This is a genomic window from Plastoroseomonas arctica, from assembly GCF_018128965.1.
Taxonomy (GTDB): Bacteria; Pseudomonadota; Alphaproteobacteria; order Acetobacterales; family Acetobacteraceae; genus Plastoroseomonas; species Plastoroseomonas arctica.
On sequence record NZ_JAAEDH010000013.1, the window covers coordinates 1 to 22863 of the forward strand.

Genomic DNA, 22863 nt, shown 5'->3' on the forward strand with positions numbered 1-22863 from the left:
ATCGCGCGCCGCCGCCAGCGCGCGCACGTCGCGGCCGGCCGCCTCCTCGGCGACGCCCGCGACCAGCGCGGCACCCAGCGCCGCATCCACGTCGGGGCGGCCGAGGTCCGCCCACCAGCCGCGCATCGCGGGCAGAAGGTGGTCCAGGAAGTGCTGCATCCCGCCCTCCCCGCCGGCGAGGTGGAAGGTCAGGTGCGGTCCCATCAGCGCCCAGCGCAGGCCGGGGCCCTCGCTGATCGCGGCGTCGACATCGGCGACCGTGGCCACGCCCTCGGCCACCAGGTGCACCGCCTCGCGCCACAACGCCGCCTGCAGGCGGTTGGCGAGGTGGCCCGGCACCTCCTTCGCAAGCGCGATCGGGTGCTTGCCGATGGTGCGGTAGAACGCCATCGCCGCGGCCACCGCCTCCGCGGACGCCTTCGCGCCGCCCACCACCTCGACCAGCGGGATCAGGTGCGGCGGGTTGAACGGGTGGCCGATCACCACGCGCTCGGGATGCGCGCAGCTCGCCGAGAGCTGGGAGGCCATCAGCCCCGAGGTCGAGGACGCGATCACCACATCCGCCGGCAATACCGCGTCGATGGCGGCGAGCAGCGGCTGCTTCACCATCAGCCGCTCCGGCGCGCTCTCCTGCACGAAATCCGCGCCTTGGACGGCGCGCACCGGGTCTGGCTCGAACGTCCAGTTCGCCGGATCGGCGTCCGGCACCGCTCCGAGCTGCGCCAGGCCCGGCCAGGCATTCTCCACCATGCGCCGGATCAGCGCCGGCGCCTCGGGCGAGGGGTCGCTCGCCACCACCGTGAGGCCGCGCGAGAGGAACCACGCCGTCCAGCTCGCCCCGATCGTCCCTGCGCCGATGACCGCGACGCGCTTGATCTCGGCGCGCATCACAGCCGCGACGCCGGATCGCGCGCGCCAAGGCGGGCGAGGATGACCTCGATCTCGGCGATGGTCTCCGCCGTCAGCTTGGGACCCGGGCTGCGCAACGCCGCACTCGCGATCCAGCCGCGGCGCATCAGCACGTGCTTGCGCACCGCCAGCCCCAGGCCCGGCTGCAGCTCGTAGCGGATCAGCGGCAGGTGCAGGTCGAACAGGTCGTGCGCGGCATCGCGCTCGCCCGCGCGCACCAGCGTGAAGACGCGGCCGAGCATCTCGGGGAAGGCGTAGCCGGTCATGATGCCGTCGGCGCCGCGCTCGACCTCCTGCGGCAGGAAGATCCCGCCATTGCCGCCCATGATCGACAGCCGCGCCCCCAGCCGCGCGCGGATCGCGGTCAGCTTGTCGAGCCCGGGATGATCCTCCGCCTTCAGCATCACCAGCCGGGGATCTTCCCCGGCCAGCGCCGCCACCATCGCCGCCGAGAGATGCACCCCGGTCAGCTGCGGATAATCCTGCAGCACCCAGGGCGCATCGCCCACGGCCGCCGAAGCCTGGCGCAGATAGGCCAGCACCGCGTCATCGCCGCGCAGCCCCGGCGCGGGCGCGATCATCACCCCCGCCGCCCCCGCATCCATCGCACCATCCGCCAGCGCACGCATGGCGGCAAAGCCGGGTGCCGAGACGCCCACGATCACCGGCACCCGCCCGGCGACACGGCGCAGCACCACGCCGGTGACCTCCAGAGCCTCCTGCGCATCCAGCTTGGGCGCCTCGCCCATCACGCCGAGCAGCGTGATCCCATTGGCGCCGGCTTCGAGGAAGGCGTCCGTCATGCGCGCGGCGGAGTCCAGATCCAGCGCGCCGGCGTCGGTGAAGGGCGTCGGCGCGATGACGAAGACGCCCGTGGCGGTGTTGTCCAGCCTCATGGCTTGCTCTCCGTCGAGGGTCTCGTCGCGGCCTTGAACAGCGCGCCCATCGCATCCGCCATCCAGTTGGGCTGCGCCATGCGCGTCCAGGCGGCGAGCATCGCCTCGGGCGAGGCGGTCATCTCGACGACCTGCGCCTGCATCCTCTCCAGCATGGCGGCATGGATCGGCGCCACGTCGGGCAGGCCCAGGAAGCGGCGCGCTTCCTCCGGCGTGCAATCGACCTCGACCGTCATCTTCATCGCGGCGCTCCCTGACCCTGGCTTGCACGGGATTCTGGCGCGAAGCGGGCGGCGCGGGAAGGGATGCTATAGGCGGCGCATGAATGCCTCCCCCTCCATCGCCGTGATCGGCGCCGGCCCGGCCGGGCTGATGGCCGCCGAGACGCTCGCCGCCGCCGGCGCGCGGGTCACGATCCATGACCGGATGGCGTCGCCGGCGCGCAAGTTCCTGCTCGCCGGGCGGGGCGGGCTGAACCTCACCCATTCGGAACCGCTGGACGCCTTCATCGCGCGCTACCGCGAATCGGCGCCGCGGCTCGCGCCCATCATCCGCGCCTTTCCGCCCGCGGCGCTGATCGCCTGGGCCGAGGGGCTGGGGCAGCCGGTCTTCACCGGCAGCTCGGGGCGGGTGTTTCCGCGCGCGATGAAGGCCTCGCTGCTGCTGCGCGCCTGGCTGGCGCGGCTCGCCGGGCTGGGCGTGACGCTGCATCCGCGCCAGTCGCTCACCGGCTTCGCGGCCGGTGGCGCAGTGCTGCTCGACGGACAACCGGTGGCCGCGGATGCCGTGATCCTCGCCCTGGGCGGCGCCTCCTGGCCGCGCCTGGGCAGCGACGGCGCCTGGGCGGGTTTGTTCGGTGATGCGATGCGCCCCTTCGTACCGTCCAATTGCGGTTTTACGGTCGCCTGGTCGGCGCCGTTCCGCGCCCGCGCGGCGGGGCAGCCGCTCAAGCGCATCGCGCTCAGCCATGGCGGCGAGACGGTGCGCGGCGAGGCCATGGTCACCGAGGCCGGCATCGAGGGCGGCGCGGTCTATGCCCTCTCCGCCCCGATGCGCGCGGCGATCGCGCGGGACGGCCACGCGACGGCCTCGCTCGACCTGCGGCCGGACCTCACGCTCGCGGATTGCACCACGCGCCTCGCCGCGCCGCGCCGCGGCAACTCCCTGTCGAACCATCTCCGCCGGACGCTGGGTCTGTCGCCGGTCGCCATCGCGCTGGTGCAGGAGGCGTCGCGCGCCAGCGCGCCGACGCAGAAGGCGCATGCGGGTGTATCGGAGCCGCTCGCCGGGCTGGTGAAGGCCTGCCCGCTGCGCCTGGACGCCCCCTTCCCCATCGCGCGCGCCATCTCCTCGGCCGGCGGCGTGGCCTGGGCGGCGCTGGACGAACGCCTGATGCTGCGCGACCGGCCCGGCGTATTCTGCGCCGGGGAGATGCTCGACTGGGAAGCACCGACCGGCGGCTACCTGCTGCAGGCCTGCTTTGCCACGGGGGTCGCCGCGGCGCTCGGCGCGCTCGACTGGGTCGCGCACGCCGGCGCGGGGGCTAGCGCGCCGATCGCCCGGCGCGGCTAGGATGCGCGCCATGCGCACCCGTATCGGTATCATCGGCGCCGGCCCCGCCGGTCTGTTCCTCGCCCACCTGCTGCACCGCGCGGGTATCGAGAGCGTCATCGTGGAGACGCGCAGCCGCGCCGCCGTGGAAAGCACCATCCGGGCCGGGATGCTGGAGGACTGGGTGGTGCGGCTGCTGCGCGCAATGGGCCTTGCGGACCGGCTCGACCGCGAGGCCCATTTTCATGACGGCGTGTCCCTGCAGGTCGGGGCGGTGCGCCAGCACCTGGACCTCGCCGGACTCACGGGCGGCAAGCAGGTGACGATCTATGCGCAGCACGAGGTGCTGAAGGACCTCATCGCCGCGCGCCTGGCCGATGGCGGCGAGATCCGCTTCGAAGCCCATGTCACCGCGCTCGACGGCATCGAGGGCGACAGCCCCGCGATCCACTTCACCGAAGCCGGCGACGCGCGGCGCCTCGATTGTGATTTCATCGTCGCCGCGGACGGCTTCCACGGCCCGGGGCGCGACGCCATTCCCGACGCCGCCCGCCGCGAATACCAGAAGGTCTATCCGTTCGGCTGGCTCGGCATCCTGTGCCACGCGCCGCGCTCCTGGCCGGAGCTGGTCTATGCGCGGCATGAGGATGGGTTCGCGCTGCTCACCACGCGCTCGGACGCGATCCAGCGCCTCTACATCCAGTGCGAGCCGGCCGACCCGATCGAGGCCTGGCCCGATGCGCGCATCTGGGACGCGCTGCATCGCCGCCTCGCCACGCCCGGCTGGTCGCTGACCGAGGGCGCGATCTTCCAGAAGGGCATCATCCCGCTGCGCAGCTTCGTGTGCGAGACGATGCGCCATGGGCGACTGTTCCTGGCCGGCGACGCGGCGCATATCGTCCCGCCGACCGGCGCGAAGGGGCTGAACCTCGCCGTCGCGGATGTGCGCGTGCTCGCCCGCGCCTTCGAACGCTTCTATGCGTACGACGATGCCGCCGGCTTCGACACCTACGCGGCCACGGCGCTTGGCCGCATCTGGAAGGGCGAGCGGTTTTCGTGGTGGATGACCACCATGCTGCACCGCGACCCGAGCGAGACGGACTTCGAACACCGTATCCATGCCGCCGACCTCGCCTATGTCATGGGCTCCACCGCGGCGCAGGCGGCACTGGCGGAGAACTACCTCGGGCTGCCCTTCACCGACTGACCGGCCGCCGCGCCCCATTCCCACATCGGACCCCGCATGAAAATCGCCGCCTACATCCTCGTGCCCCTGCTCGTGATCCTCATCGGGCTCGGCATCTGGCTCTACGACCCGGACAAGCCCCGCGCCGCGCTGGAGGCGCAATATGCGGGCCCGCCATCGCAATTCATCGAGGTCGCGGGCCTGCGCCTGCACATCCGCGACACCGGCCCGCGCGAGGCGCCCGCGCTGCTGCTGCTGCACGGCTTCGGCTCGAGCCTGCACACCTGGGAGGATTGGGCGCGGCTGCTGGAGCCCCGCTTCCGCGTCATCCGCATCGACCTGCCCGGCTTCGGCCTCACCGGCGCCGACCCTACCGGCGACTACACCGATGCCCGCACCATCGCGGTGCTGGCGGCGCTGCTCGACCGGCTCGCCTTGCCGCGCGTGACGGTGGTGGGCAATTCGATGGGCGGACGCATCGCCTGGCGCTTCGCGGCCGCCGAACCCGCGCGCGTCGAGCGCCTGGTGCTGATCTCGCCCGATGGCTTCGCCTCGCCGGGCATCACCTACGACACGCCCGTCGCGCTGCCGGCCATCATGCGCGTGCTGCCCTACACCCTGCCGATGGTGATGCTGCGCGGCACGCTCGACCCCTCCTACGCCGAGCCGCGCCGGCTCACCGATGCGGTCGCCGAGCGCTACCGCGACATGATGCTCGCACCCGGCGTGCGCCGCGCGATCCTGGCGCGCGTGGAACAGCACATCCTGCCCAACCCGGTGCCGCTGCTGAACAGCCTCGCCATGCCGGTGCTGGTCATGTGGGGGGCGCAGGACAAGCTGATCCCCGTGGCCAATGCCCAGGACTACTTGGCGGCAATCCCGCACGCGGCACTCGCCACGCTGCCGACGCTCGGGCACGTGCCGTTCGAGGAAGACCCGGCGTTGTCCCTGCCGCCGCTGGTGGCGTTCCTGGGGGGGTGAGCAAGGTTGGGGGCGCTGCCCCCAAACCCCCGCCGGGGTGTGGAGCCACACCCCGGACCCCACCATCTGTTGGTTCTTGACGGTGGAGGTGGGTTTTTGATGCTCATGCCGTTCGGCTGAGAGGGTGCCGGAGGTCGCGCGTGGCCCCAAGCGCGCTCCGGCACCCTCTCAGCCGAACGGCGCGGCCCCAGACCACCTCACCCCCTCAGGACCAAACCGATGGTGGGGTCCGGGGTATGCCTCCATACCCCGGCGGGGGGTCTGGCGGGGCGGAGCCCCCCAGCCTTGCTTCACGCCGGCAGGGTCGCCACCGCCGTGAGCCCCGCGCCGGCCCGGTTGCGCAGCACCACGTCGCCGCCGTGGGCGCGGAAGATGTTGCGCGCGATGGGCAGTCCCAATCCGGTGCCGCCGGTTTCGCGGTTGCGGCTGGTCTCCAGGCGTCGGAAGGGTTGGAAGACGTTTTCGATCTCGGTTTCGGGGATCCCCGGTCCGTCGTCTTCGATAGCCAGGCGCACGGTGCCGGCCTCGGCGCCGAGGGAGAGGCGCGCGGCGCCGCCGTAGACCAGGGCGTTGCGCACCAGGTTGGAGAGCGCGCGCTTGAGGGCCACGGGGCGTGCGCGCAGCACCAGGTGTTCGGGGCCGGCGTAGCCGATGCGCTCGGCGATGTCGGGGTGCGCGTCCACCGCCTCGTCGGCGACGGTGCGGCAAAGGGCCGCGAGATCGAGCGCGGTGGCGGGCTCGTGGGCGGCTTCGTCGCGCGCGAAGGCGAGGGTGGCGGCGATCATCGCCTCCATCTCGTCGAGGTCGGCGAGCATCTTGCGGCGCTGCTCGTCATCGTCGAGGAATTCGGCGCGCAGGCGCAGGCGGGTGATCGGCGTGCGCAGGTCGTGCCCGATGGCGGCGAGCATCTGCGTGCGGTCGGCGACGAAGCGCCGGATGCGCCCCTGCATGGTGTTGAAGGCGTGCGCGGCCTTGGCGATCTCGGTGGGCCCGCCTTCCTCGAGCGGCGGCGCGTTGACGTCGCGCCCCAGCCGGTCGGCGGCGGCGGCCAGGACCCGCACCGGGCGCGTCAGGCGGTTCACCGCCCATAGGATCAGCAGCACCGCCGCGCAGGTCATCAGGATGAAGGCCGCGAGGAAGGTGTCGGAATGCCATGGCCGGGGGGGCGGCAGTTCGACGCGCAGGTTCACCCAGTCGCCATCGGGCAGTTGCAGCGAGGCGAGGAAGCCGAACGGCCCGTTATTCGCGATCAGGATCTCGCGCGGGGCGAAGCGCGCGAAGGGCGGCGGCAGCCGGCCGCGCGGCGGGTCGCCCATGATTTCCGGTCGGCGACGGTCGTCCATGCCTGGCGGCGGCCGGTGGTCGTCCATGTCGGGCGGTGGCGGCGGTGGGCGCCCATCGGCGAGCTGCTCCAGGCGGAACAGGCGCAGCACGTTGATGGGCGGGCGCGGCATGCCCGGCGTGACCGTCGGCGTCTCGCCGATTTCCGCCGTGAGCCCGTCGGGCAGGTCGAGATCGGCGATCATGCGCATGCGCTGAGCCGGCGGTGCGAGCACCGCGGTTCGCCAGACGCCAAAACTGCGCGCGGTGATTTCGCGCGCCTGCGCCAGGCGCTGCAGGTCGACGCGATCGAGCGCGTGGATGCCGAGCCCCGACGCCTGCACCACCATCAGCGCCAGGATCAGCACCAGCGCGGTGCGGCCGCCGAGCGAGCGCGGCAGCAGCGTCATGTCTTCACGACGTCGGCCGAGAGCACGTACCCGCCGCCACGAACCGTCTTGATGACCGAGGGATTGCGCCCGTCATCCTCGAGCTTGCGCCGCAGCCGTGACACGGCGACATCGATCGCGCGGTCGAAGGGCCCGGCCTGGCGGTTGTGCAGCAGGTCCATCAGCATGTCGCGCGTGAGCACGCGGTTGGGCCGATCCAGCAGCACCAGCAGCAGCTCGTACTCGCCGCCGGTGAGCGGGATCTCGGTACCCTGAGGGTTGAGCAGGCGGCGGCGCGCGGGTTCCAGCACCCAGCCGGCGAAGGTGATGGCGCGCGCGGGCGGTTCCTTCGGCCGGCCCTCGCCGCCGCCCGGCGCGCGGCGCAGCACGGCGCGGATGCGCGCATGCAGCTCGCGCGGATTGAACGGCTTGGGCACGTAGTCATCGGCACCGAGTTCCAGGCCGATGATGCGGTCCGTCTCCTCTCCCATCGCGGTGAGGATGACGATCGGCACGTCGGACTGCGTGCGCAGCCAGCGCGCGAGATCCAGGCCCGGCTCGCCCGGCATCATCAGATCCAGCACCACCAGGTGGTAGCGGCCGAGCGGCCAGACGCGGCGTGCCTCGCGCGCGTCGCGCGCGACGGTGACGCGCATGCCCTGGCGTTCGAGGAACTTGCCGAGAAGTTCGCGGATTTCTCGGTCATCATCGACGACGAGGATATGCGGTGTTGCGTCCATGGCTGTTACAATAGCCCGGATCGCCGCGCTTTCAGCCCACACTTGTAACGCCGCGTTGCTACAGGCCAAACCGTTGCGTAGCGTTTCCGTGTGAGCCATTCGCGCGGCTTGGAGAATGGCTCGATGCCCCCCATCTGCTCATCACCACCGGCGCCGCCCAACTCCCCTCCGGGCGCCCGGCGGAATACCGCGGCGGGGCCGTCCTCCTCCCCCTTGGACGCCCCGCCGCCCCCCCTCCCCCCTTGGGCACAATCCGGATTGCTGGCGCTGGAAACGGCGCATGGCGATCTCGCGCGCATTCGCCCCGCGGCGGGCCCGCTGCCCTGGCGCCAGCGCGATCCCGGCTTTCCCGGCCTGCTGCGCGCCATTTGCGGGCAGATGATCAGCAACGCCGCGGCCGCCGCGATCTGGGGGCGGCTCTCCGCCCTGCCCGGCGCGCTGACGCCGGCGGGGCTTCTCCTCCTCGACGACGCCGCGTTCCGCACCGCGGGTCTCTCCCGGCCGAAGATGCTGCACGTGCGCGCGCTGGCGGAAGCCTGCGCGAGCGGGCGCCTCGACCTCGACGCGGTGGCGCTGCTGCCCGATGGCGCGGCGATCGCGGCCATCGCGGCGATCCCCGGGCTGGGGCCGTGGAGTGCCTCCATCCATCTGCTGTTCGGGCTGCAACGGCACGATGTGTTTCCGCCCGGCGACGTGGCGTTGGCGGCGGGGCTCGCGCATCTGCGCGGGATGGAAGTGCGGCCGACGCCGAAGGCGCTGGTCGCTATCGCGGAAAGCTGGGCGCCGTGGCGGTCGCTGGCGGCGCGGCTTCTGTGGCATCATTGGCGACATGCGACGGGACGTGGGGCCGAGTAAAGAAGGCTGGGGAAAAGAATTTCCCCAGACCCCATTCTTGATTTTTGATTTATTGGTGCTGGTTGTCGGGTAGCACCAATAGATAAAAACAAAAGAATAGGGGTTTGGGGGAAATTCTTTTCCCCCATGCTTGCTTCCTTGCACACTCAACGAATTTCCTGCATGGTTCCGCAATGATTCGCCCCCTCCTCGCAGCAAGCGCCATCCTCCTCCTCGCCGGCTGTGCCCGTCCCGGCGGGCTCGCCGACACCCGCGAGGGCTGTGCCGCGCAGGCCTCCAGCTTCATCGGCGCCGGCGATTCCTTTGTGCGTCCCACGCAGGGGCGGGCCGATCTCTCGCGGCAGCGCGGCGGGGATACGAACCTTCAGGCCACGCTCGCGCGCGAGAACAGCGACCTCGACAGCCTCCAGATCGCCTTCGACAGCCTGCTCTATTGCCGCTGGATCGAAGCCCGCACCGTCCGCGCGGACCTCACCGCCGGCCGCGTGCCGCGCGCGGAGTCCGAGGCGCGGATGGCGGCGCTGCGCGCCCGGCTGCGCGCCGACCTGGCCCGCGCCCGCGCCGTGCTCGCCGAGCTCGAGCGCCAGGCGGCGACGCGGGTCGCGGCGCTGGAACAGGAAGCGCCAGGCGTCACCGCCACCGCGCCGCGCGGGCGTGGCGCGAACCAGCCGCGCCCGGTGGTAGCCGCGGCGACCGTGCTGCTGCGTCTTCGCCCCGAAGGCGGCGCGCCGGAAGTCGGCCGCGTCGCCGCCGGGGAGAGCGTGTCGGTGCGCCCGGCCGCGGGCGGCTTCGCCGCGGTCGAGAGCGGCGGGCAGATCCGCGGCTATGCGCCGGCCGGCGCCTTCCAGATTGCCGAGCGCACCGCGCGCCCGGCCGAACGCGCCGCAAGCCCGATCCGCACCCTGGCCGCGACCAACATCGCCCGGCGCGAGAATTTCGCCGAGAGCGTGTCGCTGGCCGAAAGCTCCGCCGTCTCGGGCTTCGAACTCGCCACCTGAACCATTGCGGCGACTCGCGGGGCGCGTTGTAGCGCTCGGCGGCGCTCGCTATGGTGGGCGCCTGCTAGGGAACAAGACATGAACGATCTGTTCGGCCGCGGCGCCAAGGCACCGGCGCTGTCCGATACCTATTCGGCCAAGGACATCGAGGTGCTGGAGGGGCTGGAGCCCGTCCGCCGCCGTCCGGGCATGTATATCGGCGGCACCGACGAGGGCGCGCTGCACCACCTGGCCGCCGAGATCATCGACAATGCGATGGACGAGGCGGTGGCCGGGCACGCCGACCGCATCGACGTGACGCTGGAGGCCGGGAACTGGCTGACGGTGCGCGACAATGGGCGCGGCATCCCGGTGGACCCGCATCCGAAATTCCCAAAGCTTTCGGCGCTGGAGGTGATCTTCACCACGCTGCATTCGGGGGGGAAGTTTTCCGGCAAGGCCTATGCGACCTCGGGCGGGCTGCACGGGGTGGGGTCGTCGGTGGTCAATGCGCTGGCCTCCACGATGGAGGTGGAGGTTGCGCGCGACCGGGTGCTGTGGTCGCAGCATTTCTCGCGCGGCAAGCCGACGACGAAGCTGAAGAATCTCGGCCCGGTGCAGAACCGGCGCGGGACGCAGATCAAGTTCCAGCCGGATACGGAGATCTTCGGGCCGCTCGCGTTCAGCGCGGCGCGGCTGTACCGGTTCTGTCGGTCCAAGGCGTACCTGTTCAAGGGCGTGGAGATCCGCTGGTCCTGCGATCCCGCGCTTGTCCCCGGTGGCGACACGCCGGCGACGTCGGTGCTGCATTTCCCCGGCGGGCTGCTCGACTTCCTCGGCTCCGCGACCGAGGGCCGCTCGCCGGTGGTGCCCCTGCCCTGGGCCGGCGAAGGCAATTTCCCCGATGGCGCCGGCCGCGCCGAATGGGCGGTGACCTGGTTCGAGCAGGGCGAGGGGTTCCTCTCCACCTACGCCAACACCATCCCCACGCCGCAGGGCGGCACGCATGAGGCGGGGTTCCGCGCGGCGATCGTGAAGGGGCTGCGCGCCTATGGCGAGCTGAAGAAGGAAAAGCGCGCCGCCAGCGTCACCGCCGAGGACCTGTTCGGCGGCATGGCCGCGATGCTCTCCGTCTTCGTGCGCGAGCCGCAATTCCAGGGCCAGACCAAGGACCGGCTGACCAGCCCGGAGGCGGCGCGGCTGGTCGAGGGCGCGCTGCGCGACCATTTCGACCATTGGCTCACCGGCGACCCCATGAACGCGGACAACCTGCTCGCCTACGCGATCGAGCGGGCGGAGGACCGCATCCGCAGGCGCGAGCAGAAGGACACCCCGCGCAAGACGGCCACGCGCAAGCTGCGCCTGCCCGGAAAACTCTCGGACTGCGCGCGAGAGAGCAGCGAGGGCACGGAGCTGTTCCTGGTCGAGGGCGATTCCGCCGGCGGGTCGGCCAAGCAGGCGCGCGACCGCGAGACCCAGGCGGTGCTGCCGCTGCGCGGCAAGATCCTCAACGTGGCGTCCGCGAGTGCGGACAAGCTGCGCCAGAACCAGGAGCTGAAGGACCTCATCGAGGCGCTGGGCTGCGGCGTCGGCGAGCGCTTCGACATCGCGCGCCTGCGCTACGGCCGCGTGGTCATCATGACCGACGCCGACGTGGACGGCGCGCATATCGCGGCCCTGCTGATGACCTTCTTCTACAAGGAGCTGCCGGAGCTGGTGCGCCAGGGCCGCATCTTCCTTGCCCAGCCGCCGCTGTACCGGCTGCAGGCGGGGGGTGTCTCCATCTACGCGCGCGACGATGCGGACCGCGAGAAGCTCATCAAGACGCGGTTCAAGGCGTCGCAGAAGGTGGAGGTCAGCCGCTTCAAGGGCCTGGGCGAAATGCCGCCCTCGGCGCTGAAGGAGACGACGATGGACCCGAAGAAGCGGGTGCTGCTCAAGGTGGTGCTGCCGCCCGAGGAGCGCGCCAAGACCGCCGAGCTGATGGAGGCGCTGATGGGCCGCAAGCCGGAGCTGCGCTTCAAGTTCATCCAGGACAACGCCGCCCGGCTCGACGCCGAGGCGGTGGATGCGTGAGCGGCCAGGGGCGCCTCCGCCTCGCCTGCCGCTGCGGGGCGGTGGCGCTGGAGGCGGAAGGGCCGCCGATCGCGACCGTCGCCTGCTTCTGCACGAGCTGCCAGGAGGCCGGGCGCCGCTTCGTGCCGCCGGGCGCCGCGGCGCCGATGCTCGACCCCGATGGCGGGACGTCGGTGGTGCTCGTGCGCAAGGACCGGGTGCGATGCCTGTCGGGCGAGGACCTGCTGGAGGAGCGGCGGCTCGCGCCGGCATCGCCGACGCGTCGGGTGTTCGCCACCTGCTGCGATTGCGCGATGTTCGTCGATCTCGCCAGCGGTCACTGGCTGTCGCTCTACCGCAACCGCATCCCGGCCGGCGCCCCGCCGCTGCAGATGCGCCTGATGACAAGCCGACGGCGCGCGGGCGTCGAGCTCGCCGGTGACGTGGCGAATTTTCCCGGCGTTTCGGCTCGGTTCATCGCAAAGCTGGCCCTCGCCTGGATCGGGATGGGCCTGCGCCGGCCGAGGATCGCCTGGGGCAGGCCGGCCGGGGCTGCGCGCGCTGCCTGACGCGCATGGCGGGGCGGGAGACGCGCCGCCGGCGGCCGCGATCGAGCGGCTGGTGAACATCCATCGCGGCCAGATCGCAGCGAATTACGAGGCCGAGGCGGCCCCGGTCCCGGCACGGCTCGCGGCCGAGTAGCACCCCCACCGCCACGCCGTTTCCACGTTGCGCGGGCGGCCACGCCGTGGTTCGCTTTGGCGTCCAGGGCCAGGCCATGACGCGCCGAGCGGATTGCCCATCCGTCTCGCTCCACAAGGGTGCCAGGTCCTCGCCAGTGAGGATGCGCACCATGCCGATGCCCTCTCCATCTCGCCGGGCGCTGTTCGCCGCGGCACTCCCGTGTCTGATGCCGCTGCGGGCCGCCCTGGCCTTCGAGCTTGTCTCGCGGGAGGAGGTCGCGGCGTCCGCCGCCGGTCCGACACCGCCGCTGACCCGCTCCGTCATCATCGGCGGTCCGAATATCGAAGTCGATTCCCCCGGTGGATCGCTCTCATCGGGGCAACCCGTCGCCTTTCGCCTGCGCTTCGTCCCGGCCGATGGCGCCCCCATCGATCCGGCAAGCTTCCGCGCCTATTACGGCAGCTTCGGCATCGACATCACCGGCCGCATCCAGCCGCGCGCCAGGATCAGCGCCCAGGGCCTGGTCGCGGAGGACGTGACGGTGCCCGCGGGGCAGCATCGCGTGCTGCTGACCATCGCGGACACCCAGGGCAGGGTCGGACGGCGCGAGGTGCGGTTCTCGGTGGCCTGAGGCGCGCCGGCGTCAATCCAGCTGGGACAGGTAATGCGCGAGGGCGGCGATCTGCGCATCCGTCAGCCCGACCACCGCGCCGTTCATCTGCGTATCCGGCCCGGCCCGCGTCCCGTCGCGATAGGCGATCATGGCCGTCTCCAGATACTCCTCCCGCTGCGCCGCGATGCGGGGGATCTGGTTGCGCCCGCCATAATCGGCGACGTGGCAGGTGGCGCAGCGGCGCGGCCCGCTCAGCGCCTGGCCGGCGGCGAACAACGCCCCGTCGCGCGGCCGCCGCTCCTCTGGCGGGCCGGGCGGCAGCGTCGCGAAATAGGCGGCGAGATCCTCGATGACCTGGTCGGGCAGGTTCGCCGCGAAGGGCGCCATGACCGGCGCGTCGCGCAGGCCCTCGCGCAGCAGGATCATCTGGATGGTGATGAACTCCGCCGGCTGTCCCGCGAGCGAGGGGATGGTCGGCGTCTGGCTGCGGCCATTGGCGCCGTGGCATTGGGCACAGGGGATGGCGAGTTCGGCGCCGCGCCGCGCATCCTGCGCATCCGCGACCCCGACGGTCGCGGCGGCCAGTAGGGCCGCCGCCAGCCAACGCGCCAGGATCACTGGCGATAGGTGATGCGGTAGATCGCACCCATCTGCTCGCCCGAGACCAGCAGCGAGCCGTCGCGCATCACGTGCACCTCGGCCGGGCGGTCGAGGAAGCGCTGGTTCGCATCGTCGCGCAGCCCGGTCAGGAAGGGCTCGACCCCCGTCACGTTGCCCTGCGCATCGAGCCGCGCGACCACCACGTCATAGCCGCTCAGCCGGTTGCGGTTCCAAGAGCCGCGGCGGGCGACGAAGATCTGGTTGCGATACGCCTCGGGGAACATCGTCCCGGTGTAGAAGCGCATCCCCAGCACGGCGGTGTGGCCGCCGAGCAGGGCCGCGGGCTGGGCGAATTCGGCGCAGGCGCGGCCGCGGTTGTGCTCGGGGTCGGCCCAGCTGCCCAGGCACATCGGGAAGCCGAAATCCTCGCCGGTGCGGCGCACGCGCAGCAGCGAATCCTCGGGGCTGTCATCGCCGATCCAGTCGCGGCCGTGGTTGGTCGCCCAGAGCTCGCGCGTCACGGGGTGATGCGCCATGCCCACGGAGTTGCGCACGCCGCGCGCCTCGATGCGGCGATCGGAACCGTCGGGCATGAAGGAGACGAGCAGCGCGAAGCGGTCACGGTCGAATTCGCACACGTTGCAGGGCGCGCCGACATTCGTATAGATCCGGCCATCGGGGCCGAGCTCGGCGAATTTCCAGAAGTGGTTGCCGCCATGCTCCTGCTCGGTCGGCAGGCCGAAGGCCGCCGTCAGGTCGACCGGCGTGGGCGTCGCGTCGGGCGTCGCCTCGACATTGTCGTAGCGCAGCACGCGGTTGGCCGCGAACACCATCAGGTTGGGGCCGACCATGACCAGGCCCGAGGGGTTGGGCAGGCCCTGGGCGAAGACCCGCGTGGCGGTCGTCCCATCCGCGTTGCGGCGGATCTGATAGACGCGGCCGATGCCGCGCGTGCCGGCGTACAGCGTGCCGTTGGGCGCCTCGGCGATGGCGCGCACGCCGGGGATGCCATGGGCGAAAAGCTCGGCCTGGAAGCCTGCCGGCACGCGGATGGCGGCGATCGGCACCTGGTCGACCGGCGTGGCCGTCAGGCGCGGCGCATGGGGCGCGAGGGTGGAGCCCTCGGGGCGGCCGACCGCCCAGCCCGGGACGGGGGCGGCCGCGGGCGCTGGTGCCTGGGCGAGGGCCGGGGCGGCCATCAAGGCCGCGGCCAGGCCGAAGAAGACGCGTCTGAAGGCCATGTTTGTTTTCTCCCTGCGGCCCGGATGGGCGGTCGCTGCGAGAGGGAAGTATGAAAGTGGCGCCGATGCAAGACGGGCGATGGGAATTCCGAGGCGATGCGCCGCGCCTGGCGCTGGCGCCCGGGTCGGGCGTCGCCGAAGCTGACCGCGGATCGGCCCGCACAGCGACATCATTCCGGGGTCGCGTCCTTCAGTGGCGATTTGTCGCCAGTGATGTTGATGCGTTCCCGCTCCACGACGACCGGACCCCGTCGCACCTGTGCATGAATGGCGGTGATGTACTCGCCGAGCATCCCGATGAACAGCAACTGCACGCCAGCGAAGAAGAATATGGCCACGATGATGGTCTGCGTCCCGGCCGGCGCCGATGACGGCACGAACAGGGCGAGCAGGACCGTCAGGATCGCGTAGAGCATCGACAGCGCGGCGATCGCTGCACCCAGGAAGACACACAGGCGCATCGGCGCATTGGTGAAGGCGAAGATGCCGTTCATCGCCTGGTCCACGAGGCGCACCAGGTTGTTCTTCGAGATGCCGCGCTTCCGCGCCGCCCAGGTATAGGGAAGGATCAACCGCCGGAACCCGGCCGAGGCGATGATGCCGCGGATATAGGGGTACTGGTCGTGGTGGCTCACCACCACCTCCCACACCTTGCGGTCGATCAGCTGGAACTCGCCGACATTCTCCGGGATGTCGAAATCGGAGAGCGTATTGACGATGCGGTAGAACAGGCCGCGGGAAAACCGCAGTGCGAAGGTCTCCTCGCGATTGGTCCGTGCGCCGGCCACCACCTCGATCCCGGATTCCCAATGGCGCACCATCTCGGGGATCATCGAAGGCGGGTCCTGCAGGTCGACCGGCAGGAAGACCAGGACCGCATCGCCGGTCGCGTAGCGCAGCGCGTTGAAGTTGGAGCGGAACGGCCCGAAATTCCGGGCGTTCAGGATCACCTTCATCCGCGCATCCCCGGCGGCCAGGCGGCGAAGGATCGCCACCGTACCATCGGCGGAATCATTGTCGGCGAAGATGTGCTCCCGCTCGTGATGCGCGAGCGGCCCGCCCGGATCGAACAGCGCGACCACCGCGGCGTGGCAGGCCTCGACATTCTCCTCCTCGTTGAAGCACGGCGAGATGATGGAGATGCGCGCCACGCTCAGGCCCTCGCGGTGATGAAATGCGATTGCGCCAGCCAGCGCGTGAGTGCGGTGGCCTGCAGCAGCGGCTCCACCGCCAGGACCGGACGCGTCAGTGCGGATGGCAGGCCGGGTAGCAGGAAATCGCGCGTCTGCACCGCGACCTCGTGCCAGCCCGCCTGCGGCAGGACGCGCAGCAGCTCGCCGCGCGTGAAGGCCATCTCGTCGGGCTCCAGATGCGCCCAGCGCCGCCCGACCCGCGTGCCGAAGATGAAGGCGCAGTAGGGGTTGGCGAAATTCGGCTCGATGAAGGCGAGGCCGCCGCCGGCCTCGCTCACGCCGTGCAGCGCGCGCAGCACGGTGTCGAGCTGCACCACCAGGTGGTGCAGGATGCCATTGCCGTAGACGAAGTCGAAGCGCCCCAGGGCCAGCGCGTCGGGGCCGAGCAGGTCCAGCCGCTCGAAGCGCAGGTTGGGCGCCTGGTGGGCCGCCCGCGCCTGCGCGAGGAAAGCCTCGCTGAGATCGACCGCGACTACCTCGGCGTCGAGCGCCGCGGCCATCGCCGCCGCTGCCTCGCCGGTGCCGCAGCCGATCTCGAGCACGCGCCTGGCCCCCGCCCGCCGGGCCTCGCCGGCGAACCAGGCATGGCGCCGGGCGGCGCGGAACGGCGTTGTCCCGACCGGCGCGAAGACCTGGTTGAAGCCGCGTTCGTCGCGCAGCGCGATCGTCATGCGGGGCCCTTCCGCGCCTCGGCGCCGTAGCCGAGCGGGTCCATCGGCGACCCCCAGCCGCCCCACAGCGAGCCATGCGCCACGGCCAGCGCGACGCCCGCGACGGGTGCGAGCACCAGCAGCGCCGGCAGCCGCCAAAGCAGCGCAAGTTCCGGCCGCGCGAGGCGCATGCCGATCACGATCAGCTTGTTGGCCAGCACCGCGAGATCATCGCCGCGCTCCTCCACCGAGACCTCCGCGAAACCGTCCAGCAGGCGCGCCAGGCGGAACCGCGTGAAGCGGTGATAATCATGCGGCGCGTGATGCACCCGCGCCGCGAAGGGCACGGTTATCAGCAAGGTGCCGCCCGGCTTGAGCACGCGGCGCATCTCCGCCACCAGCGCCTCGGGCGCCTCGGCGTGCTCGAGCACCTCGGTGCACAGGACATGGTCGAAATGGCCATCGCCGAACGGGATGGACACGCCATCGAAGGGCAGCACCTCCGGGTGCCGCGCCATGCCGAAATCCGATGCCGCCGGAACATCGATGCCCGTGTAGCGCGCGCCCGCACCCAGCAGCCCGCGAAACGGCATCTCGCCGCAGCCGACATCGAGCACCGCGCCCTGCCACTGCGCGAGCCGCGGTGCCAGGAAGCGGGTGCAGGTGAGCAGTTGCAGATCCACCACCATGCGCAGCGCGAAGGCCGCCCTGCCGAGCAGCCCCTCGCCGCGGCGCACCGGGATCGGCTTGAAGGCCTCCTGCGGATGCCCGCGCATCAGGACCCCCACGCTGGCACCCCGGGCGCGGATCGACGGAAAACGAAGCGCTGCATGCCCAGGTAGCCGATCGCCGCCAGCACCGGCAGCAGCAGCGCCTGCGCAAGCAGCGGCCCCACGCCCGCCGCACCCAGCGCCCGCAGCAGCGCGAAATTGACCGCCCCCAGTGCCGCGTAGAACAGCACGAAGCGCGGCAGCAGCGACCAGCGCGCATCGCCGAACACGAGCCGCCCATAGCTGCGGAAGTTGAACAGCATCGCGAGCACGGTCGCCCCCGCGACCGCCACCCAGAGAGCCACGCCGGTCGCCACGAACGCGGCATAGCAGCCATAGCCGAAGGCGGTGTTCAGCCCGCCCGTGGCGAGGAAGCGCAGCACGCGCCGGGTTCCGTCCGTCATCCGCGTGCCTCGCGGTACCAGGCGATGGTGCCCTCCAGGCCCTCGCGCATGGCGAGCCGTGGCGACCATCCCGTCGCTGCGCGCAGCCGGGTGGTGTCCGCCTGCATGTGCATCACCTGGTCGGGCCGGAAGGGGATCTCGCCGAACACCAGCTCCATTCCCGGTGCCGCCAGGTCGCGGATCATCTCGACGACGCGCCGCACCGCGATCGCCTCGCCCGAGCCGAGGTTGAACACGCCCTCCGCCTGCGCCGTCGCGGCGGCGAGCAGCGCATCGGCCACGTCATCCACGTGCAGCCAGTCCCAGCGCTGGGTGCCGAGCGTGGTCTTCGGCCGCCGCCCCGCCAGCATCTCGGTGATGAGCATGGGGATCAGCCAGCCATCATTGTCCTGTGGGCCATAGGTCGAGAACAGCCGCAGCCAGGCATGCCGCATCCCCGATTGCGCGGCGAGCTGGCGGGTGAGGAACAGCGAGGCGACCTTCGCCGCACCATAGAGAGTGGTGGGCGTCGGCAAGCCGTCCTCGCGCATCGGGTTGCCCGCACCGTATTCGCCCTGCGAGCCCATGCCGACGAAGCCGCCAATGCCCGCCGCGGCGGCGGCCTCCACCAGCGTGCAGCTCGCCTCCACATTGTCGGTGATCTGGCGCCGGTCGAAGCGCTGCGCATTGCCCACGCCGGACCAGGCGCAATGGATCACGCAATCGGCCCGCGCCTCGGCCAGCAGAGCCGCGAGGGCGTCCGCGTCGCGCAGATCGACCTCGCGATGGATGAACCGCCCGCGCAGCGCGGCCAGGCGCGGCGCCGGCTCGCCCGGGCGGATCGGCGCCCAGACCTCGTGGCCGGCGGCGATCGCGCGGGCCAGCGTCGCGGCACCGACGAAGCCCGCGGCACCGGTGAGGAACAGCCTCATGCCAGGATCCGTTTCGTCACAGCAGCCCCGCCGCCTGCTCGGCGATGTCCCCGATGCGATCGAGCATCCACCCCTGCGATCCCACCTGTCCGCGCAGCGCCTCTGTCACGCCCCATTTGCCGAAGGCGGGGGCCAGGCGATTGGCGATCAGCACATCCGCGACGCGGCTGCCGAATCCGCCATCGACATTGTGCTCCTCGATGGTCAGGACCGCACGGTGCGTGCGCGCCGCCTCGCAGATCGCCGCCGCATCCATCGGCCGGATGCCGGGCATGCTCGCGACGGAGGCGCCGATGCCGCGCGCGGCCAGCGCGTCCGCCGCGGCCAGCGCGCGCCCCAGCACGGGCCCGGTCGCGAGAAGTGCCACATCCGCGCCGCGGCGCAGCCACACCGCTTGGCCGATCGCGATCTCCGCATCCGGGGCATGCAGCACCGGCTCCCCCGCGCGGCCGAGCCGGAGATAGGCGGGGCGGCGGCGGCGCATCAACTCGCCCAGCAGCGCCACCGCCTCGACCGGATCGGCGGGACAGGCCACCGCGATGTTGGGCAGCATCGCCATGATGCCGAGATCCTCGACCCCATGATGCGTGTAGCCCTGCGCGCCATAGGCGAAGCCGCCGCCGACCGCGATCACCATCACCGGCAGGTCGTGGTAGCAGACATCGTTGCGCAGCTGCTCGAGGCAGCGCAGCGTCGGGAAGTTCGCGATGGAATAGACCACGACCTGTCGCCCGCTGAGCGCGAGCCCGGCCGCGATGCCGACCATCGCCTGCTCGCACACGCCGACATTCGCGTATTGCCCGGGCAGGGCGTCGGCGAACTGCTCCAGCACCGAATAGCCCAGATCGGCGGTGAGAAGCATAACATCCGGGTGCGCGCGGGCGTACTGCGTGAGCGCCTCGATCGTCTCCGTCCTCACGCGTCGAGCTCCGCCAGCGCCTGTTCCAGCTGCGCCGCGTCCGGGTTGCGGTAGTGCCAGAGCAGCCGGTCCTCCATGAAGGACACGCCCTTGCCCTTCACGGTATGCGCGACGACCACGGTGGGACGCCCCGGCGCGACCGGCGGGCCGGCGAGTGCGGCACGCAGCGCGGCATGGTCATGCCCGTCGATCTCGTGCACGCCCCAATTGAAGGCGGCGAATTTCGCGGCCAGCGGGTGCAGCTCGCTCACCTCGGCGACGGTCCCGAAACTCTGGATCTTGTTGTAGTCCACGATCGCGACCAGCCCTTCGAGGCGGAAATGCTGGGCGAACTGCACCGCCTCCCAGTTCGATCCCTCGTCGAGCTCGCCATCGCTCAGCACGCAGAAGGCGCGCCAGGATGCGCCCGCCCGCTGCGCCGCCAGCGCCATGCCGGCGGCGACGGGCAGGCCATGGCCGAGCGAGCCGGTGCTCAGCTCCACGCCGGGGACGCTGCGCGTGACGTGCCCCGCGAGCCTACCGCCATCGGCGGCGTAGGTCGCGAGCTCCGCGATCGGGAAGAAGCCCATCTCCGCCAGCGCGGCATAGACGATGGCCGCGGCGTGGCCCTTGCTGACCACCAGGCGATCGCGATCGGGCCAGTCAGGGCGCGCGGGATCGGCGCGCAGCACCGCGCCATGCAGCACCGCGAGGATATCCGCACTGGACAGGCAGGACCCGATATGGGAAGCGCGCGCCGCATGGGTCATGCGCAACGCATGCGCCCGCAGCCTCTTCGCCAGGCCCAGGGTGTCCATCATATTGACCAGTGTCACTCTGTTCCCCATCGCGATCGCGCGCCGGCGCGCCTTGCGTCACTGCATAGACGGGTTGCGGTCCTGGTTGCTAGCACCCCGGCCATTCTCGCCCCGCCGGCCTGACAACCGCTTCGCCGAACGCGCCATCGTTGCACGGCTCGTCGCGCCATGAAGCGCCCAGGCTGGCTATCGCGTTTCGGCGAGAGCGCCTTTGCGCCATTGGCTGCGGCCGACCGCGCGGCATTGGGCCTTGTCGCCCTGGCGTTCGCGGCGGGGTTGCTCGTCTTCCTTGCCTTTCCGGCCGATCCCGCGCGCCTTGCCCGTTTCACGCCCGAGCAGGTCGCGCTCTTCCAGATCGCCGATTCCATGCCCCAGCGTCGCGCGCTGCTGGCCTTCCTGGGGTGCATTCTCGTCGGCGCCGTTCTGCTCCGCTTCCGTCCCTGGACATCGCTGCGCTTCGGGACGCGCTGGGCCGTGCTCCTCGGCATGGCGGCGCTGGTGCTGCCGATCGTGCAGATCCTCACCCTGGTCGACGCGCTTCCCCTGCTGCCGCCCGACGACCGCGTGCACCGCGCTCTCCTGATGCTAGGCTACGCCGCCGCGACCGCCACGTTCATCGCCCATCGCCATGTGCCCTCGGCCGCGCTTGCCGTCGTGATCGCGGCCGGGCTCGTGCTGGCGTGGTGGCCGCTTCAGGCGGGCGGCATGCAGCGCGTCAGCGTGCCGCTGATGCCCATGGTCGACCAGCATCTGGCAGCCGTGTTTTCCGGCGGCGACATGCTGGCTGCCGGCCTCCGTCTCTTTGCCGATATTCCCACCAGCTACGGCCTGCTCACGCCCCTGGTCATCGCCACCGCCGCCAAGGCCGGGATCGTCGTCGATTTCCTGCGTCTGCTGCACCTTGTCGAATTCTTCCAGGGCCTGGCCCTGTGCCTGTTCCTGGCCTGCGGCTGGGAGCGCAGCCGCGGCGCCCCGGTGCGGGCGCGCCTCGGGGTCCTGCTGCTCATCCTGCTCTGCGGCGTTCCGTTTCTGTCGATGTCGAATTTCGCCGTCCTGCTGCCGAACGCGTCGGGCTTTCGCTTCGTGATGTTTCCGCTTGCGGTCCTGTGCCTGGGACTGCTCCAGCGTACGCCGCTTGTCCCGGCGACGGTGCTCGCCGGCGCGCTCGCGGCCCTGGCCGTTCTGCACAACACCGAAACCGGGATCGCGATCACCGTTGGCCTCGGCCTGGCATGGCTGCTCGTCGCTCGCGACGCCGGTCTGCGTGTCGCCTTGCCGGCGCTGGCTGCCGGGCTTGCCGCCGCGCTGTGCATGCTGGCACTTCCCATTCTGCTCCATCTCGCCGCCACGGGTGCCTGGCTACCCCTGGACGTGGGCCGCGGCATGTCCCTGTTCCGCCGCTTCGGGGAAGGTTTCGGCGGCCTGGCCCTGCCGTTCCGGCTGACCGCCCTGCTGATCTTCCTCCATGCCGGCTATGTCCTCACCCGGAGCCTTGCGAGCCTGCTCGGCCGCCCCGGTCCCCGGCCCGACATCGCCAGCGCCGGCATCGCCGCGATGATCATCGTCTGGGCGCCCTATTATGCGAATCGCCCGGATGACTGGAATCTCTGGAGCTTCATTCTTCTCGAAACACTGCTCCTCACCCCGCTCATCGCCGCGGGCGTGTCGCGCACGGTTCTGGCTGGCCTGGCGCTGCTGCTGCTGCTGCCCGCCCCGGTCCTCACGGCCCGCAGCAACGACTTCTACCTGCGCAGCATGCTCGCGATGCCGGTGACCAAGCGCTGCGGCGCGGGCCTCTCCATCCCGCCCGGCGCCTGCACCGAACACCATGCGCGCGCGGCGGAGCTTCGGGGTGCGGCGCAGCCTGGCGGCGTGCTCTGGATCACGGCCTACCCTTACCTCACCTTCCAGCTCACACGCCTGCGGCCGTTCATCGGGCCACTCGATCTCTATGCAACAGCGCTGACGGAGGCCGAGCTGCTCGCTCTCGCCGATCGTATCCGCAGCGCAGCGCCCCGCGTCATCCTGATCGACGGGGCCGCCGGGACAACGATCGGCGACGCGGTTCCAGCGCCCATGCGCGCGCTCAATCGCCGCATCGCGAACCTTGCTGGATATACGCGCTGCTCCGCACACCGGATGGTTTACTGGGAGGTATGGATGCCGGCGGGCGGGTGCGAGCCGTCCTGATGGACGAGTGCGGCCTCGGGGTACGCGCCTGT

General features: G+C 71.3%; 23 protein-coding genes. 9 read left to right on the forward strand and 14 right to left on the reverse strand.

Annotation, left to right across the window (positions count from 1 at the left end):
- The 3 genes from GXW79_RS12110 to GXW79_RS12120 all read right to left on the reverse strand — a co-directional run.
- Positions 1–888 (reverse strand): 3-hydroxyacyl-CoA dehydrogenase NAD-binding domain-containing protein (locus GXW79_RS12110; RefSeq protein WP_211874656.1); only part of this gene is annotated, 888 nt, incomplete at its 3' end.
- Positions 888–1805 carry a dihydrodipicolinate synthase family protein gene (locus tag GXW79_RS12115; protein WP_211874657.1) on the reverse strand — a complete coding sequence of 306 codons (918 nt, stop codon included), beginning with the start codon at positions 1803–1805 and terminating at the stop codon, positions 888–890. The genes GXW79_RS12110 and GXW79_RS12115, both read right to left, overlap by 1 nt.
- Entirely contained in the window at positions 1802–2047 is a 246-nt protein-coding gene (locus GXW79_RS12120; protein WP_211874658.1) for a DUF6489 family protein, read from the reverse strand. The genes GXW79_RS12115 and GXW79_RS12120 overlap by 4 nt, the downstream gene beginning before the upstream one ends.
- 79 nt (positions 2048–2126) lie before the next feature.
- On the opposite strand from GXW79_RS12120, the gene GXW79_RS12125 reads away from it, so the two are divergent.
- Genes GXW79_RS12125 through GXW79_RS12135 form a run of 3 tightly spaced genes read left to right on the forward strand, consistent with a single transcriptional unit; the run spans position 2127 to position 5523 of the window.
- Positions 2127–3377 carry a TIGR03862 family flavoprotein gene (locus GXW79_RS12125; RefSeq protein ID WP_211874659.1) on the forward strand — a complete coding sequence of 417 codons (1251 nt, stop codon included), beginning with the start codon at positions 2127–2129 and terminating at the stop codon, positions 3375–3377.
- A gap of 10 nt (positions 3378–3387) precedes the next feature.
- Positions 3388–4563 (forward strand): 4-hydroxybenzoate 3-monooxygenase, encoded by a 1176-nt coding sequence (locus GXW79_RS12130; protein ID WP_367614893.1) that lies wholly within the window; start codon positions 3388–3390, stop codon positions 4561–4563.
- A 36-nt stretch (positions 4564–4599) separates the two neighbouring features.
- A complete protein-coding gene (locus GXW79_RS12135) occupies positions 4600–5523 on the forward strand; it encodes an alpha/beta fold hydrolase (protein WP_211874661.1) in 924 nt (307 codons plus the stop codon).
- A 290-nt stretch (positions 5524–5813) separates the two neighbouring features.
- On the opposite strand, the gene GXW79_RS12140 is transcribed toward GXW79_RS12135, so the two are convergent.
- Positions 5814–7253 (reverse strand): ATP-binding protein, encoded by a 1440-nt coding sequence (locus GXW79_RS12140; RefSeq protein WP_211874662.1) that lies wholly within the window; start codon positions 7251–7253, stop codon positions 5814–5816.
- The gene (locus GXW79_RS12145) at positions 7250–7972 is read right to left on the reverse strand and encodes a response regulator (protein WP_211874663.1); all 723 of its coding nucleotides are present in this window, start codon (positions 7970–7972) and stop codon (positions 7250–7252) included. The genes GXW79_RS12140 and GXW79_RS12145 overlap by 4 nt, the downstream gene beginning before the upstream one ends.
- Before the next feature lie 258 nt (positions 7973–8230).
- Between GXW79_RS12145 and GXW79_RS12150 the strand changes: the two genes are divergently transcribed.
- From GXW79_RS12150 to GXW79_RS12170, 5 genes are all read left to right on the forward strand, one after another.
- Positions 8231–8827 (forward strand): DNA-3-methyladenine glycosylase family protein, encoded by a 597-nt coding sequence (locus GXW79_RS12150; protein ID WP_211874664.1) that lies wholly within the window; start codon positions 8231–8233, stop codon positions 8825–8827.
- Positions 8828–9000: 173 nt separating this feature from the next.
- Positions 9001–9825 carry a hypothetical protein gene (locus tag GXW79_RS12155; RefSeq protein WP_211874665.1) on the forward strand — a complete coding sequence of 275 codons (825 nt, stop codon included), beginning with the start codon at positions 9001–9003 and terminating at the stop codon, positions 9823–9825.
- 78 nt (positions 9826–9903) lie between these two features.
- Positions 9904–11880: a DNA topoisomerase IV subunit B gene (parE, locus tag GXW79_RS12160; protein WP_211874666.1), complete on the forward strand. Its 1977-nt coding sequence runs from the start codon at positions 9904–9906 to the stop codon at positions 11878–11880.
- On the forward strand, positions 11877–12428 hold the full coding sequence (locus tag GXW79_RS12165; RefSeq protein WP_211874667.1) for a GFA family protein: 552 nt from the start codon (positions 11877–11879) through the stop codon (positions 12426–12428). Before parE ends, GXW79_RS12165 begins: the two co-directional genes overlap by 4 nt.
- Before the next feature lie 284 nt (positions 12429–12712).
- Positions 12713–13174: a hypothetical protein gene (locus GXW79_RS12170; RefSeq protein ID WP_211874668.1), complete on the forward strand. Its 462-nt coding sequence runs from the start codon at positions 12713–12715 to the stop codon at positions 13172–13174.
- A gap of 12 nt (positions 13175–13186) precedes the next feature.
- Here GXW79_RS12170 and GXW79_RS12175 read toward each other — a convergent pair whose 3' ends face one another.
- From GXW79_RS12175 to GXW79_RS12215, 9 genes are all read right to left on the reverse strand, one after another.
- A complete protein-coding gene (locus GXW79_RS12175; protein WP_211874669.1) occupies positions 13187–13774 on the reverse strand; it encodes a c-type cytochrome in 588 nt (195 codons plus the stop codon).
- Complete coding sequence (locus tag GXW79_RS12180; protein WP_246503955.1) at positions 13771–14997, reverse strand: PQQ-dependent sugar dehydrogenase; 1227 nt, start codon at positions 14995–14997, stop codon at positions 13771–13773. The genes GXW79_RS12175 and GXW79_RS12180 overlap by 4 nt, the downstream gene beginning before the upstream one ends.
- A gap of 170 nt (positions 14998–15167) precedes the next feature.
- Positions 15168–16148, reverse strand: coding sequence for a glycosyltransferase family 2 protein (locus GXW79_RS12185; protein ID WP_211874670.1), 981 nt, complete (start codon positions 16146–16148; stop codon positions 15168–15170).
- Positions 16149–16150: 2 nt separating this feature from the next.
- Positions 16151–16861, reverse strand: a complete 711-nt coding sequence (locus GXW79_RS12190; protein ID WP_211874671.1) for a class I SAM-dependent methyltransferase — start codon at positions 16859–16861, stop codon at positions 16151–16153.
- Complete coding sequence (locus GXW79_RS12195; protein ID WP_211874672.1) at positions 16858–17616, reverse strand: class I SAM-dependent methyltransferase; 759 nt, start codon at positions 17614–17616, stop codon at positions 16858–16860. The genes GXW79_RS12190 and GXW79_RS12195 overlap by 4 nt, the downstream gene beginning before the upstream one ends.
- The gene (locus GXW79_RS12200) at positions 17616–18014 is read right to left on the reverse strand and encodes a GtrA family protein (protein WP_211874673.1); all 399 of its coding nucleotides are present in this window, start codon (positions 18012–18014) and stop codon (positions 17616–17618) included. The genes GXW79_RS12195 and GXW79_RS12200 overlap by 1 nt, the downstream gene beginning before the upstream one ends.
- Positions 18011–18925, reverse strand: coding sequence for an NAD-dependent epimerase/dehydratase family protein (locus tag GXW79_RS12205; protein ID WP_211874674.1), 915 nt, complete (start codon positions 18923–18925; stop codon positions 18011–18013). Before GXW79_RS12205 ends, GXW79_RS12200 begins: the two co-directional genes overlap by 4 nt.
- Positions 18926–18941: 16 nt before the next feature.
- Positions 18942–19844, reverse strand: a complete 903-nt coding sequence (locus GXW79_RS12210) for a transketolase family protein (RefSeq protein WP_211874675.1) — start codon at positions 19842–19844, stop codon at positions 18942–18944.
- The gene (locus GXW79_RS12215) at positions 19841–20659 is read right to left on the reverse strand and encodes a transketolase (RefSeq protein WP_211874676.1); all 819 of its coding nucleotides are present in this window, start codon (positions 20657–20659) and stop codon (positions 19841–19843) included. Before GXW79_RS12215 ends, GXW79_RS12210 begins: the two co-directional genes overlap by 4 nt.
- A 150-nt stretch (positions 20660–20809) precedes the next feature.
- Here GXW79_RS12215 and GXW79_RS12220 point away from each other — a divergent pair, with 150 nt between their 5' ends.
- Positions 20810–22831, forward strand: coding sequence for a hypothetical protein (locus GXW79_RS12220; protein ID WP_211874677.1), 2022 nt, complete (start codon positions 20810–20812; stop codon positions 22829–22831).
- Positions 22832–22863: the final 32 nt, after the last annotated feature.

Bases quoted from the DNA above. Each gene is read 5' to 3' on its own strand.
- GXW79_RS12155 (WP_211874665.1), top strand. From the start codon at position 9,001: ATGATTCGCCCCCTCCTCGCAGCAAGCGCCATCCTCCTCCTCGCCGGC.
- parE (WP_211874666.1), top strand. From the start codon at position 9,904: ATGAACGATCTGTTCGGCCGCGGCGCCAAGGCACCGGCGCTGTCCGAT.
- GXW79_RS12130 (WP_367614893.1), top strand. From the start codon at position 3,388: ATGCGCACCCGTATCGGTATCATCGGCGCCGGCCCCGCCGGTCTGTTC.
- GXW79_RS12135 (WP_211874661.1), top strand. From the start codon at position 4,600: ATGAAAATCGCCGCCTACATCCTCGTGCCCCTGCTCGTGATCCTCATC.
- GXW79_RS12145 (WP_211874663.1), bottom strand. From the start codon at position 7,972: ATGGACGCAACACCGCATATCCTCGTCGTCGATGATGACCGAGAAATC.
- GXW79_RS12180 (WP_246503955.1), bottom strand. From the start codon at position 14,997: ATGGCCTTCAGACGCGTCTTCTTCGGCCTGGCCGCGGCCTTGATGGCC.
- GXW79_RS12170 (WP_211874668.1), top strand. From the start codon at position 12,713: ATGCCGATGCCCTCTCCATCTCGCCGGGCGCTGTTCGCCGCGGCACTC.
- GXW79_RS12195 (WP_211874672.1), bottom strand. From the start codon at position 17,616: ATGCGCGGGCATCCGCAGGAGGCCTTCAAGCCGATCCCGGTGCGCCGC.
- GXW79_RS12200 (WP_211874673.1), bottom strand. From the start codon at position 18,014: ATGACGGACGGAACCCGGCGCGTGCTGCGCTTCCTCGCCACGGGCGGG.
- GXW79_RS12140 (WP_211874662.1), bottom strand. From the start codon at position 7,253: ATGACGCTGCTGCCGCGCTCGCTCGGCGGCCGCACCGCGCTGGTGCTG.
- GXW79_RS12205 (WP_211874674.1), bottom strand. From the start codon at position 18,925: ATGAGGCTGTTCCTCACCGGTGCCGCGGGCTTCGTCGGTGCCGCGACG.
- GXW79_RS12120 (WP_211874658.1), bottom strand. From the start codon at position 2,047: ATGAAGATGACGGTCGAGGTCGATTGCACGCCGGAGGAAGCGCGCCGC.
- GXW79_RS12125 (WP_211874659.1), top strand. From the start codon at position 2,127: ATGAATGCCTCCCCCTCCATCGCCGTGATCGGCGCCGGCCCGGCCGGG.
- GXW79_RS12115 (WP_211874657.1), bottom strand. From the start codon at position 1,805: ATGAGGCTGGACAACACCGCCACGGGCGTCTTCGTCATCGCGCCGACG.
- GXW79_RS12220 (WP_211874677.1), top strand. From the start codon at position 20,810: ATGAAGCGCCCAGGCTGGCTATCGCGTTTCGGCGAGAGCGCCTTTGCG.
- GXW79_RS12190 (WP_211874671.1), bottom strand. From the start codon at position 16,861: ATGACGATCGCGCTGCGCGACGAACGCGGCTTCAACCAGGTCTTCGCG.